At 32.1% G+C, this 19,047-nt stretch carries 16 protein-coding genes and 2 tRNA genes; 13 read left to right on the forward strand and 5 right to left on the reverse strand.

Annotated elements, in window-relative coordinates:
- Nucleotides 1-26: 26 nt before the first annotated feature.
- On the forward strand, nucleotides 27-1,085 hold the full coding sequence (locus B4H69_RS06720; protein ID WP_291093224.1) for an NAD(P)/FAD-dependent oxidoreductase: 1,059 nt from the start codon (nucleotides 27-29) through the stop codon (nucleotides 1,083-1,085).
- 11 nt (nucleotides 1,086-1,096) lie between these two features.
- The gene (locus tag B4H69_RS06725; protein WP_291093226.1) at nucleotides 1,097-1,564 is read left to right on the forward strand and encodes a hypothetical protein; all 468 of its coding nucleotides are present in this window, start codon (nucleotides 1,097-1,099) and stop codon (nucleotides 1,562-1,564) included.
- Between the two features lies 1 nt (nucleotide 1,565).
- Here the strand turns inward: B4H69_RS06725 and B4H69_RS06730 are convergent, their stop codons facing one another.
- Nucleotides 1,566-1,874: a hypothetical protein gene (locus B4H69_RS06730; RefSeq protein WP_280045243.1), complete on the reverse strand. Its 309-nt coding sequence runs from the start codon at nucleotides 1,872-1,874 to the stop codon at nucleotides 1,566-1,568.
- A 126-nt stretch (nucleotides 1,875-2,000) separates the two neighbouring features.
- On the opposite strand from B4H69_RS06730, the gene B4H69_RS06735 reads away from it, so the two are divergent.
- The 4 genes from B4H69_RS06735 (at nucleotide 2,001) to B4H69_RS06750 (ending at nucleotide 4,822) form a co-directional block, all read left to right on the forward strand.
- Nucleotides 2,001-3,917, forward strand: a complete 1,917-nt coding sequence (locus B4H69_RS06735) for an ABC-F family ATP-binding cassette domain-containing protein (RefSeq protein ID WP_291093228.1) — start codon at nucleotides 2,001-2,003, stop codon at nucleotides 3,915-3,917.
- A 76-nt stretch (nucleotides 3,918-3,993) separates the two neighbouring features.
- Nucleotides 3,994-4,473 (forward strand): DNA-deoxyinosine glycosylase, encoded by a 480-nt coding sequence (locus B4H69_RS06740; RefSeq protein ID WP_291093230.1) that lies wholly within the window; start codon nucleotides 3,994-3,996, stop codon nucleotides 4,471-4,473.
- 169 nt (nucleotides 4,474-4,642) lie between these two features.
- A tRNA-Gly gene (locus B4H69_RS06745) sits at nucleotides 4,643-4,715 on the forward strand.
- Nucleotides 4,716-4,738: 23 nt separating this feature from the next.
- A tRNA-Leu gene (locus B4H69_RS06750) sits at nucleotides 4,739-4,822 on the forward strand.
- A gap of 125 nt (nucleotides 4,823-4,947) precedes the next feature.
- Here the strand turns inward: B4H69_RS06750 and rho are convergent.
- Nucleotides 4,948-6,597 carry a transcription termination factor Rho gene (gene rho, locus B4H69_RS06755; protein ID WP_280045246.1) on the reverse strand — a complete coding sequence of 550 codons (1,650 nt, stop codon included), beginning with the start codon at nucleotides 6,595-6,597 and terminating at the stop codon, nucleotides 4,948-4,950.
- Between the two features lie 174 nt (nucleotides 6,598-6,771).
- On the opposite strand from rho, the gene B4H69_RS06760 reads away from it, so the two are divergent.
- The 5 genes from B4H69_RS06760 to B4H69_RS06780 all read left to right on the forward strand — a co-directional run bounded on the left by B4H69_RS06760 (nucleotide 6,772) and on the right by B4H69_RS06780 (nucleotide 12,669).
- On the forward strand, nucleotides 6,772-7,185 hold the full coding sequence (locus B4H69_RS06760; RefSeq protein ID WP_038332961.1) for a DUF4293 domain-containing protein: 414 nt from the start codon (nucleotides 6,772-6,774) through the stop codon (nucleotides 7,183-7,185).
- 264 nt (nucleotides 7,186-7,449) lie between these two features.
- Nucleotides 7,450-9,636, forward strand: a complete 2,187-nt coding sequence (locus tag B4H69_RS06765) for a glutamine synthetase III (protein WP_180905123.1) — start codon at nucleotides 7,450-7,452, stop codon at nucleotides 9,634-9,636.
- A gap of 175 nt (nucleotides 9,637-9,811) precedes the next feature.
- The gene (locus tag B4H69_RS06770; RefSeq protein WP_038332966.1) at nucleotides 9,812-10,729 is read left to right on the forward strand and encodes a T9SS-dependent choice-of-anchor J family protein; all 918 of its coding nucleotides are present in this window, start codon (nucleotides 9,812-9,814) and stop codon (nucleotides 10,727-10,729) included.
- A 109-nt stretch (nucleotides 10,730-10,838) separates the two neighbouring features.
- Complete coding sequence (prfA, locus tag B4H69_RS06775) at nucleotides 10,839-11,930, forward strand: peptide chain release factor 1 (protein ID WP_180905122.1); 1,092 nt, start codon at nucleotides 10,839-10,841, stop codon at nucleotides 11,928-11,930.
- 85 nt (nucleotides 11,931-12,015) lie between these two features.
- Complete coding sequence (locus B4H69_RS06780; RefSeq protein ID WP_244957966.1) at nucleotides 12,016-12,669, forward strand: phosphoribosylanthranilate isomerase; 654 nt, start codon at nucleotides 12,016-12,018, stop codon at nucleotides 12,667-12,669.
- Nucleotides 12,670-12,790: 121 nt separating this feature from the next.
- On the opposite strand, the gene B4H69_RS06785 is transcribed toward B4H69_RS06780, so the two are convergent.
- On the reverse strand, nucleotides 12,791-13,789 hold the full coding sequence (locus B4H69_RS06785; RefSeq protein ID WP_180905121.1) for a hypothetical protein: 999 nt from the start codon (nucleotides 13,787-13,789) through the stop codon (nucleotides 12,791-12,793).
- Between the two features lie 446 nt (nucleotides 13,790-14,235).
- Between B4H69_RS06785 and B4H69_RS06790 the strand changes: the two genes are divergently transcribed.
- Both B4H69_RS06790 and B4H69_RS06795 read left to right on the forward strand, forming a co-directional pair.
- Nucleotides 14,236-14,919: a DUF6261 family protein gene (locus tag B4H69_RS06790; protein WP_180905120.1), complete on the forward strand. Its 684-nt coding sequence runs from the start codon at nucleotides 14,236-14,238 to the stop codon at nucleotides 14,917-14,919.
- 149 nt (nucleotides 14,920-15,068) lie between these two features.
- Entirely contained in the window at nucleotides 15,069-16,175 is a 1,107-nt protein-coding gene (locus tag B4H69_RS06795; RefSeq protein WP_180905119.1) for a TlpA disulfide reductase family protein, read from the forward strand.
- Between the two features lie 74 nt (nucleotides 16,176-16,249).
- Here the strand turns inward: B4H69_RS06795 and B4H69_RS06800 are convergent, their stop codons facing one another.
- Together B4H69_RS06800 and B4H69_RS06805 are read right to left on the reverse strand one after the other, a co-directional pair.
- Entirely contained in the window at nucleotides 16,250-17,821 is a 1,572-nt protein-coding gene (locus B4H69_RS06800; protein ID WP_125349612.1) for a DHA2 family efflux MFS transporter permease subunit, read from the reverse strand.
- A 21-nt stretch (nucleotides 17,822-17,842) separates the two neighbouring features.
- On the reverse strand, nucleotides 17,843-19,036 hold the full coding sequence (locus B4H69_RS06805; protein WP_038332984.1) for an HlyD family secretion protein: 1,194 nt from the start codon (nucleotides 19,034-19,036) through the stop codon (nucleotides 17,843-17,845).
- Between the last annotated feature and the right edge of the window lie 11 nt (nucleotides 19,037-19,047).

The following is a 19,047-nucleotide window of genomic DNA, read 5'->3' on the forward strand; positions in this document are numbered from 1 at the left end:
TTACCTTTGTAATCAAATTTTAGAAATTGAAAAAAGTAGAATATATCATCGTTGGTCAAGGTGTTGCAGGGAGTTGTATGGCGATGAAATTGTTGAAAGAAAAGAAATCTTTTGTGGTAATTGATAATCATTTTCACAAAGCATCGGCGATTGCTGCTGGAATTTTTAATCCTGTAGTGCTAAAACGATTTTCAATTGTTTGGAATGCAACAAAACAAATCGAACGATTACGCGAAGTTTTTGGTGATTTTGAACAATTATTAAACAAAAAATATATCTACAATTTTCCTGTTTATAGAATTTTTAATGACGAACAAGAGAAAAAAACGTGGCTGAAAAAAGCGACAACTCATCCAGATTTGATTGATTATTTAGCAACTGATACAGAACAATTGAATGATTTTTCTTCAATCAATTCTCCGATTGGTTCTGGCGAAGTTTTACATACAGGTCGTGTTGATTTGACAAATCTTTTGGCTGATTTTAAAGATTATTTAGTTGAAAATGATTTGTTTCTTGATGAGACTTTTGATTTTAATGAGTTAAAATTAGATGATAATCAAACGAGCTATAAAAATATCGAATCAACTAAAATAATTTTTGCTGAAGGTTATAATATTTTGAACAATCCTTATTTTAAAAATTTACCTGTAATTGGTGTAAAAGGTGAAGTGTTGAAAATTGAAACTGATGCCAATTTACCCGAAGCAGTTGTGAAAGGAAAAGAATTTTTGATGCCTTTGGAAAATAATCAATATTTTGTAGGTGCAACTTACGATCGCGATCATGTGAATTATGAAAATACTGAAGAAGCTAAGAAATATTTGGTTGAAGGTGTTCAGAATTTTTTCAAAGATGATTTTGAAGTTGTGGAGCAACATGCGTCAATTCGTCCAACTGTTGTCGATCGTCGTCCGATTATTGGAGCGCATCCAACGCATCAACAATTGATTTGTTTGAATGGAATGGGAACGCGTGGAACAATGTTGGCGCCTGTGATGGTGGATGATTTGTACGAATTTTTAGAAAATAATCAACCGATTGATAAAGAAGCGGACATTGCACGTTTCTATGATCGATTTTAAACCAATTCTGAATGAAAGATTTTAATATAAAAATATTCGCAATTCAACTCGTAGCAAGCGTTTTGTTATTCTTAGGAATTCAACAATTTTACGTTTTGGCTGAATTAGATTTGATTGAATTAGTTCATTCAATGGGTAAAGATAATTTTGCTTTTTTGGTCAGAAAAAGTGATGAATTCGGAATCAGCGAAAAACTAAAACATTTAGCTATAATGAAAACTATTTTGAGTTTTGTAGGAATTGTTTTAGCATATGTTTTATGTTCAGTTATCAATCACAAACGCAATTATGATTGGAAAATAGCTGTAACGATAGTTGTATTGTGTTTTTTTGTTTTTCAATTCAGATTAATCAATCTTCCAATTAATTTTATAGCAACAAAAAATCTTGCATTGGCTTATTTTGTGCCAGCAACTTTTTCGATTCTGATCAGTTTTGTATTATATTTTTTCAGTTACAAAATAAAGGTTAAGAATTAATTTATTTCAGTAAACTCGCAATTAAGTTAGAAACGCCATGAATGAAAAAGTTTGGTAAATCAGTCGATTTATTTGGGTTAGAAATATCATAATTCACTTTTCCAAAATTTGGATTATTCAAGTCTATTTTTCTGTTAGATGGAATTAGTTTTAAATCTTTTTCAAGATTTGTTTTATAAACAAAACGATTAAATTGATTAAAATTAGTTGTTTGTTTACTATTCAAAGAATCAATTTTTAAAGTGTAATTTTGAGAAAATGATGATGTCGCAATCATAACTAAAGAGAACAATGCAATATATTTCTTCATAACAACTTGTTTATATTTAGCTAAATATACATGATTATTAGAATTTATTTTTACTTTTTTCAGTTATCTTACAAAACCTTAAAGCACTAAGTTTTCATCTAACAAAAAACATTGTATTTTTGCAAAATGTTATTAGTACAAAATTTAGGAGTTTATTTTGCGGGTAGATATTTATTCGAAAACGTTTCGTTCCGCATCAACAAAGGAAACCGTGTTGGTTTGGTAGGGAAAAATGGAGCAGGGAAATCTACTTTGCTTAAAATATTAGCCAAAAGTCAGCAATCTTCAGAAGGTGAAGTTGTTTACGAAGGCGACGTTACAATCGGATATTTATCGCAAGATATTGATTTTGTACAAGGAAGAACGGTTTGGCAAGAAGCGGATTCTGCTTTTGAGCAATTGGTTGAAATTCAGGAACGTATTGATTTTGTAAACAAAGAATTAGCTGAAAGAACAGATTACGAATCTGATGAATACGGAAAATTAATTGAAGATATTTCGCATTTAACAGAACGTTTCGGACTTTTAGGAGGTTACACAAAAGATGCTGAAATCGAACAAATTTTAATTGGTTTAGGATTCAAAAATTCAGATTTTCATCGTCCAACAGAAGAATTTTCTGGAGGTTGGAGAATGCGAATTGAATTAGCAAAACTATTGTTGCAAAAACATGATGTAATGCTTTTAGATGAGCCTACCAACCACTTGGATATCGATTCGATTGTTTGGTTAGAAGATTTCTTGAAAGATTATCCTGGGGCTGTTGTGTTGGTTTCGCACGACCGTCAATTTTTGGATAATGTAACCAATCGTACCATCGAAATTGCGAATCGTCATATCTCAGATTTTAAGGCGAATTATACGCGTTATTTAGAATTACGTGAAGATCGTCGTGAGAAATTAGAGCAAGCGCAAAAAAATCAAGAGCAAATGATTAAGCACACGGAAGATTTGATTTCTAAATTCCGTGCAAAAGCGAACAAAGCTTCGATGGCGCAATCATTAATCAAAAAATTAGATAAAATAGAACGCATCGAAATCGAAAATGATGATGTAACGAAGATGAATATCCGTTTTGTGGATGCTGTTCAGCCAGGTAAAATCATTTTCGAATTAGATGATGTTGGAGTTGCTTTTGGTGATCATCAAGTTTTTGATCATGTTTCTTTTTATGTAAATCGTGGAGAGAAAGTAGCCTTTGTTGGTCAAAATGGTCAAGGAAAAACGACTTTATCGCGTGCGATTATCAACGAACAAGAGCATTCTGGTAAAATAAAACATGGACATAATGTAGAAATCGGATATTTTGCCCAAAATCAAGCACATGTTTTGAATGATAAATTAACGGTTTTAGAAGAAGCAGAAAATTCTGCAACAGAAGAAACACGAAAACATGTTCGCGATTATTTAGGAGCATTTATGTTTGGTGGTGATGCGGTAGAGAAAAAAGTTTCGGTTCTTTCGGGAGGTGAGCGAAATCGTTTGGCGTTGTGCAAATTGTTGTTGCGCCCATTCAATGTATTAATCATGGATGAGCCGACGAATCACTTGGATATTGTATCAAAAGAATTGTTGAAAAAAGCGTTGCAAAAATATTCAGGAACATTGATTTTAGTTTCTCACGACCGTGAATTTTTAGAAGGTTTAGTGGATAAAGTTTTCGATTTCCGTAATGGTCAAGTGAAGGAATATCTTTCTGGAATTGATGATTATTTAGCACAAATTAAAGCGGGAAGTTTCCGTGAAGTGGAGAAAGGAAATGGTTTGGCTGCACCAAAAGAAGAGAAGCCGATTGAGGTTAAGATAGAACAAGCTAAACGAGTTTTATCTTTTGAGGAAGAAAAAGAGCAAAAACGCCTTAAAAATAGATTATCAAGAATCGAAACAGAGATTTCTGATTTAGAAACGAAGATTGCGGATTTAGAAAATAAATTGCATTCAGGTTCGCAAACGCAGCAAGAATTGGACAAATATTCGAATCTGAAAAATGATTTAGATAAAAAAATGTTAGAGTGGGAGGAGGTTTCTGAACAAATTATCTAACGAAAGAAATAGAATAAAAAGTGCGACAATTTGTAGCACTTTTTTTTGTACATTATATTTTTTAGAATAAGACAAAATGCATAAACAATCTTTTGCTGCAATTATATCAGAACAACCAAAAATATTAATTCTTGGCTCTTTACCTGGTGATTTATCGTTAGAAGTCAATCAATATTATGGGCATCCACGTAATCGATTTTGGAAAATGATGTTTGAGATTTTCGTGACAGAATTTTCAGAAGATTATGAAGTGAGAAAACAACTTATTTTACAAAATAAATTAGCACTTTGGGATGTTGCACATTCTGCGGAACGAAAAGGAAGCATGGATGTAGATTTGAAAAATGTTTCGCCAAATCAGATTGATGAATTGTTGAATGAACATCCTACAATCGAGAAAATAATTTTCAATGGAAAGAAAGCAGAGCAATTATTTTGGAAATATTTTGATAAAAAAACATCCATTGAGTATATTTCCTTACCAAGTACAAGTCCTGCAAATGCTCAATTTTCTTACGAACGATTGATTGAAATCTGGAAGAATGCAATTATTTAAGATGAATTTTTAATGTTCAAAATAATTTAATCAAAAAAAAGTAAAATTATTTTAGTGCTTAAAAATATTATGATGAGAAACTTAGCTTTTGATGTGAAATAATTATGAAAAAAATGTTTCCTAAAAGTTTTGTAATTCAAAAAGTTGTTCTATATTTGCACTCACAATCGCGGGAATAGCTCAATTGGTAGAGCGTCAGCCTTCCAAGCTGAATGTTGCGAGTTCGAGTCTCGTTTCCCGCTCAACTTCTTTCTTAGAAGTGGATGCCTTGGTGGTGGAATTGGTAGACACGCAGGACTTAAAATCCTGTGTCCATTAGGACGTGCGGGTTCAAGTCCCGCCTGAGGTACACAACAAAGCTCAAGAATTTATTTTCTTGGGCTTTTTTTTATTGCTGTATTTTTTATAAAATTGGAAACAAAAAAACCACCTAAATAACTTTAGATGGTTTTTGAAATTATAAGTTGTAATAAATTACTTATTCATAGAGATTAAAAACTCTTCGTTAGAGCGCGTATGTTTGATACGATCGTGTAAGAATTCCATCGCTTCTACAGGATTCATATCCGATAAATGGTTGCGAAGAACCCACATCAATTGTTGTGTTTTGTCGTCTAATAACAAATCATCTTTACGCGTAGAAGAACTTACCAAATCAATCGCAGGGAAAATACGTTTATTCGAAATCTTACGATCCAATTGTAATTCCATGTTACCTGTTCCTTTAAATTCCTCGAAAATAACTTCATCCATTTTAGAACCTGTATCAATCAAAGCAGTTGCAATAATTGTTAAAGAACCTCCATTTTCGATATTACGAGCCGCTCCAAAGAAACGTTTTGGTTTGTGCAACGCATTTGCATCAACACCACCCGACAATACTTTACCAGAAGCTGGAGAAACAGTGTTGTAAGCACGTGCCAAACGTGTAATAGAATCTAAAAGAATTACAACATCGTGTCCACATTCTACCATACGTTTTGCTTTCTCTAAAACGATATTCGCAACTTTCACATGGCGATTTGCTTCCTCATCAAACGTAGACGCAATAACCTCTCCGTTTACCGAACGTTTCATATCTGTTACCTCTTCCGGACGTTCATCGATTAATAAAACAATCAAATAAACTTCAGGGTGATTTTGTGCAATTCCATTCGCAATATCTTTCAATAACGTTGTTTTACCCGTTTTTGGAGGCGCCACAATCATTCCACGTTGACCTTTACCTATTGGTGTAAATAAGTCAATCACGCGATTTGATAAAGATTTAGAATTACTTAAATTGAATTTCTCGTTAGGGAAAAGTGGAGTTAAATGCTCAAAAGCAATACGATCACGTACATAATCTGGCGTACGACCGTTGATTTCTTTGATTTTGATTAAAGGAAAATATTTTTCACCTTCTTTTGGAGGACGAACTTCTCCTGTAATTGTATCTCCCGTTTTTAATCCAAATAATCTAATTTGAGATTGAGAAACATACACATCATCAGGCGAAGACAAATAATTAAAATCAGATGAACGTAAAAAACCATAATTATTATCTGGTAAAATCTCTAAAACACCTTCAGTTTCAATAATTCCATCAAATTCATAATTCGCAGCGCGATATTTATTTTTTTGATTTTGATTGTTGTGGTGATTATTTTGTTGAGATTGATCGTTTTGATTACGATTATCAGATTGATTATTTTTCTTCTGATTCTGATTATTTTGGTTATTCTTTTTCAGATCTTGGCTTTTGTTCGCACGTTCCTGAAATTTATTAACGCGAGGATTATTTTCTTCTTTTTTTTCTGTAGAAGTATTTTCAACTTTTTCAGTTTTTACTTCTTCTACAACAGCCTCTTTTTGTTGAACTTCTCCTTCCGAATTCTGAACTCGTTTGCGTTTCGGTTTCTTTTCTTCTGTAGGTAGATTTTCAGCTTTATCTTTTTTGGCAGGTTTTGCATCTGCTTTAGCTTCAACTTTTTCCTCAACCTTTGGTTGACTGTTGATAAAACCTAAAACAGCGTCTAACAATTCGCCTTTTTTTAATTTCTTATACCCATCGATTTTCAGTTGCTCTGCAACTTGTTGTAAATCTGGTAATTTGAATGATTTTAATTCTTCGATATCAAACATAATCCTATAATGAAGGTATTAATGTGTTTATATTTTTTTATTCAATAAAGTAATTGGGAATCATAACAATAGAATTGTTATAAAGCGTATAAATTTGAGATTTATTAATGCAATAGTACGAATAATTATAAAAACTCAAAAAGTTTTTTTACATTTGTATTCGAAATTTAAGAAATGATTCAAAGAAAGCAAAGTATATATTTATTCTTAAGTGGAATAATTTCGAGTATATTCGCCATGAATTTTGATAAGCTGTTTGATATTCCATTAAATTGGTTACAAAATCCGGAGAAAGGAGATTACATTTTTTCGTTAGCCTTTTTCTCATCAGCTTTAATTTCATTTTTAACCATTATGTTTTTCAAAAAACGTAAGTTACAAATTAGCTTAGGATGGTTAAACATTATTTTGAATGTTTTATTAATTGGTTCTTTTGTATATTGTCTATTAACATTACCTGGAGAAGGAAATTCTGAGAAAGGTATTTGGGCATTAGTTCCTTTAGCTTCGATTGTGCTTCTGTCAATTGCCAATCGTTTGATTAAGAAGGATGATGATCTTGTAAAATCAGTAGACCGTTTCAGATAGACCAAAAACTTTTTATATTATGAGTGTCTAAAAGCAGTTTCAAGCAATTGAAACTGCTTTTTTCGTTTAAAGAAGTTTATTCGAATGTTAAATAAAAATTAATTTTATACTGATGTTTTAAAAGTTTATACTAAAACAAAGGGGGGTGTTGAATTTATTTGTAATTAAATTTCAATTAACCCCTAAAAAAATTAGGGGTATTTTTATTTTGCGTTTAATTTTTATTTATTTTTGCATCATAAAACAACACAAAGTAATTTTCTTATGACATCATTTCGTTTTGAAGCATTAAAAGCCGCAAGCAATCGCAAACCGGTAGCAGTTCCTGAATTAGGGAAAAAATCAGAAATTTTTGGAAGTAATGTTTTCAATGACAAAGCAATGCGTCAACATTTAACTTCAGAAGCTTATAAAGCCGTTCGTTCTGCAATGGATTATGGTACTAAAATAGACCGTAAAATGGCAGATTTTGTTGCTTTAGGAATGAAAGAATGGGCGATGAGCAAAGGTGTAACACACTATACGCACTGGTTTCAGCCATTAACAGGAACAACAGCAGAGAAACATGATGCTTTTTTCGAAACTTCATTTGATGGAGCAGATCCTGTAGAAAAATTTAGTGGATCATTATTAGTTCAACAAGAACCAGATGCATCTTCTTTTCCAAATGGAGGAATTCGTAATACATTCGAAGCACGTGGATATACCGCTTGGGATCCAACTTCACCAGCATTTATTTTTGGAACAACATTATGTATTCCGACAGTATTTGTTTCGTACACAGGAGAAGCTCTAGATAATAAAGCACCTTTGTTAAGAGCGCTTTTATCAATTGATGAAGCAGCTACAGAAGTAGCGAAGTTCTTCGATAAAAATGTGAAGAAAGTAACGCCGACTTTAGGTTGGGAACAAGAATATTTCTTAATTGATGATGCTTTAGCGGCTTCTCGTCCAGATATTTTACAAACTGGTAGAACATTGTTAGGACATGTTTCTGCAAAAGGTCAACAATTAGAAGATCATTATTTTGGTTCGATTCCTACACGTGTTTTAAATTATATGCGCGATTTAGAGAACGAATGTATGTTGTTAGGAATTCCTGTAAAAACGCGTCACAACGAAGTTGCGCCGAATCAATTTGAGTTAGCGCCAATTTTCGAAGAAACGAATTTAGCAGTTGACCACAATTCATTATTAATGGATGTGATGCAAAAAGTGGGTGAGCGTCATCATTTTAAAGTGTTATTCCACGAAAAACCATTCAAAGGAGTTAACGGATCAGGAAAACACAATAACTGGTCGTTAGCAACAGATACTGGAGTAAATTTATTAGCGCCAGGAAAAACACCAAATAGCAATTTACAGTTTTTAACGTTTTTTATCAATACCATCAAAGCAGTTTCAATTTACGAGGAATTGTTACGTGCTTCTATCGCTTCGGCTTCTAATGACCATCGTTTAGGTGCGAATGAAGCTCCGCCTGCAATTATTTCAATTTTTATTGGTCAGCAATTAACAAAAGTATTGGAAGAATTAGAAGGTGTTTCGACAGGGAAATTATCTCCAGAAGAAAAAACTGATTTAAAATTAAACGTTGTAGGTAAAATTCCAGATGTTTTATTAGACAATACTGACAGAAACAGAACTTCTCCTTTTGCTTTTACAGGAAATAAATTCGAGTTCCGTGCTGTAGGATCGACTGCAAACTGTGCAAATGCAATGACAACGTTGAATGCAATTGTTGCAAAACAATTGATCGATTTCAAAAAAGAAGTTGATGCGTTGATTGAAACAGGTTTGAAAAAAGACGAAGCAATTTTCAATGTATTACGTGAATATATCAAAGAAACAAAGAATATATTATTCGAAGGGGACGGATACAGCAAAGAATGGGAAGAAGAAGCGGCTCGTAGAGGATTGTCAAATCACAAAACAACTCCATCTGCTTTAAAAGCAAAAGTTTCTCAAAAATCATTGGATTTATTCTCGGAACTTAATGTAATGAACAACACAGAAGTTGAAGCGCGTTACGAAATCGAATTAGAAGATTACATCAAGAAAATTCAGATTGAAGGTCGTGTTTTAGGTGATATTGTGAGAAATCATATTATTCCGACAGCTTTCAAATATCAAAACATATTGATCAAAAACATTAAAGGATTCAAAGATATTTTTGGAGATGATTATGAAGAATATGCAGGCGAGCAATTAATTATTTTGAAGAAAATTTCGATGCATGTAAACGAATTAAACGCAAAATTGCACTTAATGATGGATGCACGTAAAGAAGCAAATGTGGTTGAATCTTTAGAAGAAAGAGCACATGCTTATTGTGATAAAGTAAAACCATATTATGACGAAATTCGTTACCACGCTGATAAGTTAGAATTAATGGTCGACAACGAATTCTGGGTTTTAACAAAATACAGAGAATTATTATTTACGAGATAATATTTTTAACAAAAAAACACAAAACCGATGATTTATCATCGGTTTTTTTATTCCAATAATTTATAAAGTAATTATTTTGAATAATTATAAAAAATACTTTTTAACACTATAATTTTGTTGTTTAAAGATATTTTTTTTAAGTTTATTAAATATTAACATTTAAAATGAATTACTTATGAAAAAAATTTTATTTTCTTTATTAACGATTGCAGCAGTTTCTGCAAATGCACAAATTTCAACTATTTTTGAAGATTCTTTTGAGACTTATACTGATTTTTCTGTAGGAGGTATAAATTCTATTGTAAGTAAAGGTAAAATAGGTGATTGGTCATTAGTTGATGGAGATAGGTCAACAACATATGGTTTCAATGGCATTACTTTTGCTAATTCGGGAAAACAAATGGCTTATATTGTGTTTAATTCAACTAAAACTACTCCGGTTATAACTCCTTCAGCAGGAAGTGATTGGACTGCTAGGACGGGAGAAAAAGCTATGGTTAGTTTTGCCGCTACAAAACCTAAAAATAATGATTGGCTAATCTCTCCTAAAATTAAATTAGCTGTTTCTGATAACGTTCTTAAGTTTTATGCAAAAGCAGGAGATGAAGAATATGGAATGGAAGAATTTAATGTATTAATTTCGACTACTGATACAAATACAACAAGTTTTACTAAATTAAAAAGTGAAGTAATTGATTATGATATTGAATATGCGGAATATTCATATGATTTATCAGCTTACAATGGGAAAGAAATTTATGTAGCTATTCAATGTGTTTCAAATGATCAATTTGGATTTATTCTTGATGATTTTAGTGTTTCAGGTAATTCATCATTAGCTACTTCTGACATTAATACAAAACAAGTTACTAACGTTTATCCTAATCCAGTTGAAGATTCTTTTAAAATTGATTTAGGTACAACTTTAAATAAAGCGAACGTTACAATTGAATTATATGATATGGTTGGTAAAAAAGTACAATCATTTGATTATGCAGATTCTTATAACATTTCTTCTTTACCAAAAGGAGTATATGTTTTAAAAATTAACGATGGAGCAACTAAAGTTGTGAAAAAGATTGTTAAAAAATAATTATATAACAACTAATAAATCACAAAACCGATGAGAAATCATCGGTTTTTTTTATTCAAATTTTCTGAATCCCTTGAGTTATTGTATCTTTGCAATCCAATAAAAGTATATGGCAGATTTAGGTCTATTAGATAAATTAAGAGCAATCAAACAACGTTTCGATGAGGTGGCAGATTTAATCATCCAACCAGATATCGTAACAGATCAAACTCGTTATGCGAAATTAAACAAAGAATATTCTGATTTGAAAGACTTTGTTGAAATGCAAAAACAATACGAAAACTTAATCAATGTAATTGAAGAAGCAGACGAAATTATTGCAGATGGTTCTGATGCAGAAATGGTTGAGTTAGCTAAAATAGAAAAAGACGAAGCAATCAATGCGATTCCACCTTTAGAGGAAGAAATCAAAATGATGTTGATTCCAAAAGATCCAGAAGATGAGAAAAACATCATTGTCGAGTTACGTTCTGGTACAGGAGGAGATGAAGCAGCGATTTTCGTAGAAGATATTTACCGCATGTATTCGATGTATTTCAAAGAAAAAGGATGGAAACACGAAGTATTAAATACTTCTGAAGCATCTGGAAAAGGATACAAAGAGTTGGTGATGCAAGTAGAAGGAAATGCAGTGTACGGAACAATGAAATACGAATCGGGTGTTCACCGTGTACAACGTGTTCCTGAAACAGAATCGCAAGGGCGTGTGCATACATCGGCGATTACGGTTGCGGTTTTACCAGAAGCAGAGGAGGTTGATGTAGTGATTAATCCAGCAGATTTGGAGTATCAAACAGCGCGTTCGTCTGGTGCGGGAGGACAAAATGTAAATAAAGTTGAAACGAAAGTTCAATTAACGCACAAACCTTCTGGAATTGTAATTGTTTGTCAAGAAGCGCGTTCTCAACACAAGAACCGTGAAAAAGCCTTACAATTATTACGTACAAAATTGTATGAAATTGAGTTTGAGAAAAAACATTCAGAACGTTCTGCTCAGCGTAAATCGTTAGTTTCTACTGGTGACCGTTCGGCTAAAATTCGTACATACAACTATCCGCAAGGACGTGTAACAGATCACCGTATCAATAAATCAATTTATAATTTGGATAACTTTATGAATGGAGATATTCAAGAAATGATTGATGCATTGAAAATGGCAGAAAATGCAGAAAAATTAAAAGGTTCGGAAGAAGATTTCTAAAATCAATTCTAAATCTTAGATCATACAAACACTTCAAGAAATTGAGGTGTTTTTTTATATATTTATAATATTAAAATCAAAACAAATGATGAAAACAAGAGTTAAAATTTGTTGTATTAGTAGTAAAGAAGAAGCGCAACAAGCAATAAAATATGGAGCGAATGGATTAGGTTTGGTGGGTAATATGCCAAGCGGACCTGGAGTAATTGGTGATGATTTAATCAAAGATATTACTAAAACTATTCCACCAACATTGGCTTCGTTTTTATTAACAAGTGAAACAACTGCAGAAGCAATTATTCAACATTATAAAAAAGTTTATACCAATACAATTCAGTTGGTTGATGAACTGAAAAACGAAGAATATCAAATTTTGAGAAACGAATTACCTTGGGTAAAGTTGGTACAAGTGATTCATGTGATTGATGAAAATTCGGTAACGGAAGCGGTAGAGAAATCTCAATTTGTAGATGCAATTTTGCTGGATAGTGGCAATCCAAATTTACAAGTAAAAGAATTGGGCGGAACTGGACGCACACACAATTGGGCGATTAGTAAAAAAATTAGAGAAGAAATTAATATTCCTCTATTTTTGGCTGGAGGTCTTAATCCTGATAATGTTCGTGAAGCGATTGATGCTGTTCAACCTTTTGGTGTAGATATTTGCAGTGGTGTAAGAACTGACGGAAAATTAGACGAAAAGAAATTAGACGCTTTTTTTAGAGCAGTTAATGGATAGAAAAAAAACACCTTGTCAAAGTTTTTGAATCTTGACAAGGAGTTTTTAGTTTGTGTTCTGTGATTTAAGAATATTCCTTTTGTTTATAGATAAGACACCTTAGTTATTAGCTGTAGTTTTGTTAAAAATTAATATCTATTTGATGATATGATATTGGTAAATTAAATTCTGAATTTAGGAATTTTAAATACTTTTGGGTTGATTTATCAATTGGATATTCGCCTGCAATTACAATTTCATCTGCATATTTTTTTCCGTCAAAGTAGGTATATTCAAATATTTGTCCAAGGGCTTCTCTAATACATTGTTTTGCTGAGTTGGAAGTTTTAATTTCATAAAAAGTAAATAAATTATTTATTTTTAAAACTAAATCTATTTTTTTTCCATTTAAAAATATTTCCATTCCAACAGTTTCTTCACCAAATACTGATGTTAGCTTTTTGTATAGTTTTTCTTGTAAGAACGAATGTCTTGCATTTACATTTATTTGTTGTTGGGTTCTTGTGTATTTAGTGCTTTGAGGAAGGTTTGGTCTTCCACTAGCAAATATAAATCCAGTTGTAGATTTTTGGTTTTGAGGTCCAATTGTAATGTTTTCATTTTCTACTTCGATATAGATGTTCAATAAATCATCAAAATCTTTAAGAATTTCAATTACATTAACATTATTATAATCAACTAATTTTCCTATAAAAATAAAAGTTCCAATTTTTGTTAGTTGTTCATTTATTTCAAATACATTGTTTATTACACTACGTTTTCCATTTTGCCAATACCACATTTTATAGTCAGAAAATAAATCAGGTTGATTTATTATTAGAGAATTTAAACGTAATATTTTTGGAAATAAATCTTGAATATTAGGTAATGATTGACTTGGTTCTAATGAAAATGCAATTCCATATCTAATCCCTTCATCTTCATTACCAATGTTGAATTGTAATTCTTTCCTTCCTCCATAATGGAACGCCCAATCATCAAATGTTGTTTTATCATTGAATATTTTTGAGCCAGGTTTTGCTTTTAAATTTTTTAGATTCTTTCTTATTTCTTGTAGATTTCCGATTTTGAAATTAGATGATAATTCATCAATTTTTAAAGCTAAGTCTTTTATATTCATATCACGAAAGAAATATTATAGCTAACATATTATTTTATAAAATATAGATTGGTATCTATATCTGTATTTTGTTCAATTACTCGCTAATATAATTATTTATAAACGAATTGTTTGATTAAAATATATTCCACCTTAGCAGAATTTTCATTTTATTATAAACAAGTGTGTTTTACCTTTCCCGAGCTCTCGGTTAATTATAAACAAGTCTGTTTTACCTTACCCGAGTCCTTGGTTTATTATAAACAGGTCTGTTTTAGCTTTCCCGAGTCCTCGGTTGATTACAAACAAGTCTGTTTTACCTTACCTGAGTCCTCGGTTGATTACAAANNATTACAAACAAGTCTGTTTTAATTATTTAGTTATAAAAACTATTGTTTGATAATAATATATTGATTAAGTTTATAAAACACTAACATTAAGTGAATTATAACCTAAAACAATCTACTATGAAAATTACATTAACTTCATTATCTACAAAAAATCTGGCGACATTAGCGCAGCGAATTATCAATTCTTCTCAAACTGGAAATTATACCATTGTAGAGAACCACCCTTTGTTGTTGTCGCTTATTGCGAGTTATCAAAACTACGATACGGTATACGCAAAGTTGACCTACAGTGGAAAAGGAAAAGAGGTGGCGACAGCAGATAAAGAGCGCGATGTTGCGTTTAGTAACATGAAGGCTTTCCTGAATGGTTACCGCAAATTGACTTCTGTCGCGAACTATCAAGATGCGGAAGCTTTGTACAAAGTTTTCCAAATGTTTGGACTGGATTTAGACAGATTGAGTTATTCTGCCGAAACAGCTCAATTGAAGAAGCTTATCGAAGAATTAGAAAAGCCAGATAATACATTGCGTATTATTAACTTATCGCTTGTATCAGCTTTTGATGATTTGAAAACAAAACATACCGATTTTGAGATATTATTTGCGCAACAAGCAGAGGCTAATGCAGATCTTCGTCAAATATCGAGTGCGTCATCTTCTCGAAAAGAATTGGAACAAGTACTGCGATCTTACCTCAATCTAATTACAGCAATGAAAGATGTACCGGATTGGTCTAATTTGTACCACGATTTGAATGAGATTGTGAAAGCAGCAAGAAATAGTGTGTTGCCTGCAAGTTGAACAAGTAAACAAACGAGCCGAAATTGTAAAAATACTAAACGTTAATTATTGAATAATAAAACCTCCACCCAAATTGCTTGGGTGGAGGTTTTTTTGAGATGATTTTTCGAAATATTTAATTAGATTTATAAATAATTAACTACATAATAATGACTAAACTATTAACACTAATTATCTTATTTGTTTTTACAAACTTATTTGCTCAAAAACAATTTACTATTTCTGGAAAACTTGATGGATTTGATGAAAATGCATTGGTCAAAATAAGTATTAATAATGCTCCTATTGATAGTGTCGTATTAGTTAAAGGGGGTTATAAATTAGAAGGAAAATTAAAAGAGGTTCCATCTTCGGTTTATATTACAGTCAAAAATGGAAAAGATTATCATTCTGCACTTCTTTTTATTGGTAATGAAAAAATTACACTAAATGCCACAAAAAAAGATTTTCCTTATGATGTAAAAACTTCTGGATCTGAGTATGACGAGATGAGGTATAAATATGCTCAGTTTGATAAAGATTATACGATAAAACGACGAGAATTTTTAACTGATATGATGTCGCTTCGTGAACAAAATAAATGGAATGATAGTTTACAAAAAGCATACTGGGGTAAAGTAGAACCTTATGGTAAAATAACTGCATTAGATAATGAATTTGCAAAGAATAGTCTTCAATTTTATCAAGATAATATAAATTCATACTATACACTTTCATTAGTTAATTCATACAAGACAGAATTGTCAAAAGAAGTTTTAATTGATTTGATGAATAAGTTAGAATCTAAATATAAAAAATCAGCCTATTACAAATCTATCATGACAGATATTAATACAGAAAAGTTAAATATTGGCGACAGTTATATAGATTTTATGGCGTATAATCAATCAAATAAAAAAGTTAATTTTTCAGATTATTTCAAAGGAAAATATGTGTTATTAGATTTTACAACTTTTTATTGTGGATTCTCTTTAGAATCTATTCCTGTTTTAGATCAAATAAAGACTAATAATCTTGATAAGTTAGAAATTGTAAGTTTCTATGTAGATAAAGAAGAAATTGGTTATAAAAACTTTCTTTTAAAACATGCAGAAGATTGGATTTCGCTTTGGGATAAAGAAGGTAGAACAGGAGGTACTTATACAAAATACAAGATTATCGGTACACCAACTTTTTATCTTTTTAATCCAGAAGGAAAACTTATTCTAGCAGATTTTGGATTAGATGAAAAGAAAATTACAGAATCAATCAAATAAAAAAAATCCATCCCAATAAATTGAGATGGATTTTACATTTATAAAAAACTGAAAATTAAAATAATTATTCTTTTTTAATGTCCTGCACTGATTACTTTACCTGCTCCTTTTTTGATAAAGAACAAAATAAATGGAATACAGATTAGGAAAACTACACCCAAATACAAGAAAACATCCATATAAGTTAACACAGTTGCTTGTTTGGTAACTTGTAAATCGAGTAGGTTATAGGCTTTATTTAAAGCTTCATTTGGAGCAAAACCTTTGCTCACGAAGCTCATTTGTAAATTCTGAATATGTTTTTGTACATCAAAATCGGATGTATCAAGATGCGAAACTAAATTTGTTCGGTGTCCAACTGTCCAACGAGAAATAAATGTTGTAATAATCGCGATACCAAAAGATCCTCCTAACTGACGCATCATACCTGTAAAGGCAGCTCCTTCACCAATTTGTTGCCCTTTCAAGCTAGAAAGTGAAAGTGTGGTAACGGGTACGAATAATAATCCTAATCCAACTCCACGTACAATTAATGGCCAGAAGAAATGTTCGGAACCTGTGTCTGGTGTTAAGATTTTGTATGACCAAAAACTGTAACAGAAAAAGATAAAGAATCCTCCTGCAACCATATATTTTGGTGGTACACCTTTTTGTAACATTGTTGCGATGATTGGCATCATGAAAGCAGTCATCAACGATGAAGGAATTAATAATAAACCTGCATCAGTAGCTGTCCATCCTAAGATTGATTGTGTATAAATTGGAATAACGAATGTCGATCCATATAATCCAAATCCTAAGATGAAGGATAAAATAGTACCAACTGCCAAGTTGCTATCTTTCAGTACACGTAAATTTACAATCGGATGTTTGAAAACTAATTCTCGCCAAACAAATAAAATGAATCCGAAGAAACTTGCAATACTTAAGGTTACAATTGTCGAATCTGAGAACCAGTCGTCTTGTTGTCCGTGTTCTAATACATATTGTAACGATCCAACTGCAATGGCTAACAAAATAATTCCCAAGAAATCGACTTGACTTAGTTTTGATTTCTCTGCATATTTTGGACTGCGAACAAATGATATCGTTAACAATACTGCAATAATCCCGATCGGAATATTGATGTAAAATATATATGGCCAAGACCAATTATCAATAATATAACCTCCTAAAGGCGGACCAAGCGTAGGACCAACAATAACTCCCATTCCATAAATTGCCTGCGCTAAACCACGTTTTTCGGGTGGATAACTTTCGGTAATGATGGTTTGCGAAGTTACTAATAGCGCTCCACCACCAAGTCCTTGTATAAATCGGAACAAGATAATTTCCCACAACGTTGTTGCATTTCCACAAAGAAATGAGGCAACTGTAAAAATGATAATCGAAGCCGCAAAATAATTGCGTCGTCCAAATTGTTGCGACAACCAGCTGGTCATCGGTACTACAATTACGTTGGCAATTGCGTAAGCGGTAACCACCCACGCAATATCAGTTAAAGAGACACCCAAACTACCTTTCATGTCATTCATCGCAACGTTTACAATTGTTGTATCAACAATCTCTAACAATGCACACATGATGGCGGTAATGGTGATGATTACACGTCTTGCACCATATTCAACTAAATTATTTTCTTCCATAATTTTTCTGAATAGGTGTTATTACTTTGCAGAAGTATTCGATTTTAAAAGAATATCAGCTTCCACGTTCATACCTGGACGAATCATTTTCAACATTTCGTCTTTTTGATCGATAAATTCGATTTTAATCGGAAGACGTTGAACTGTTTTTACGAAGTTACCAGACGCATTATCTGGAGGTAATAACGCAAATTTAGCACCAGTTGCAGGAGATAAAGACGTTACTTTCGCTTTGAATTCGTGGTTTGGATATGCATCTACTTTGATGATGGCTTCTTGTCCAACTCTAATTTTTTCTAATTGAGTTTCTTTGTAATTTGCCACAACCCAAATATTATTTGTTGTCACAATATTAAACAAAGATTGACCAGCTTGAACCAATTGTCCTGGTTGTAAATTAATTTTAGAAACTTGTCCATCTTCAGCTGCAATTACATACGTATAAGACAAATATAATTTTGCATTATCGATGTTTGTTTTGCTTTGACCAATTGCTGCTTCCGCAACTTTAATTTGTGCTTTTGAAGCATCAGCTTGTGCTTTCGAAGTGTTCACTTGTTTTGCTGTAGCTTGCGCTTGTTTTGCTGTAGAAGCTAATTGAGCACGAGAAACACCTAATTGTTCTTGTACAATTCGCAATTGCTTTTCAGCTGTTTCTTTTGCTGCTAAAGCTTGCTCGTATTGTTGTTTTGTGATCGATTGATTTTGGTATAATTTATTGTAACGATCAAAATCATTTTTCGTTCTCCAAACTTGTACTTTTGCTGCTTCTACATTTGCTTGAGCTGTATTAACACTTGCTTGAGCTGTTTCGATTGTTGTATTTGCTGCAACTGCACCAGCTTCTGTCACTCCAATAGCTGCACCAGCTTGAGAAACACCTGCGTGAGCAACTCCTAATTGACCTTCTGCTTGTAATAGAGCATCTTGCGATTGTTGCAATTTCAAGGCAAATTCAGATCCATCCAAAACAACTAATGTATCACCTTTGTGAACCATTTGGTTATCTTCTACTAAAATCTTCTGAATGTATCCTGAAACTTTAGGTATAACAGGTGTTATTTTTGATTCAATTTGTGCATCATCAGTAATTTCGTGCGCTTGTCCGTGTAAATATTTATAAACTCCATATCCACCTCCAAGGATGATTAATGCTCCTAAAACGATGATAAATTTTGAATTTATTTTTTTCTTTTCTTGATTATTTTCTTCCATATCGAGAGGTG

This window comes from Empedobacter sp. UBA6745 (genome assembly GCF_002453775.1).
GTDB lineage: Bacteria > Bacteroidota > Bacteroidia > Flavobacteriales > Weeksellaceae > Empedobacter > Empedobacter falsenii_C.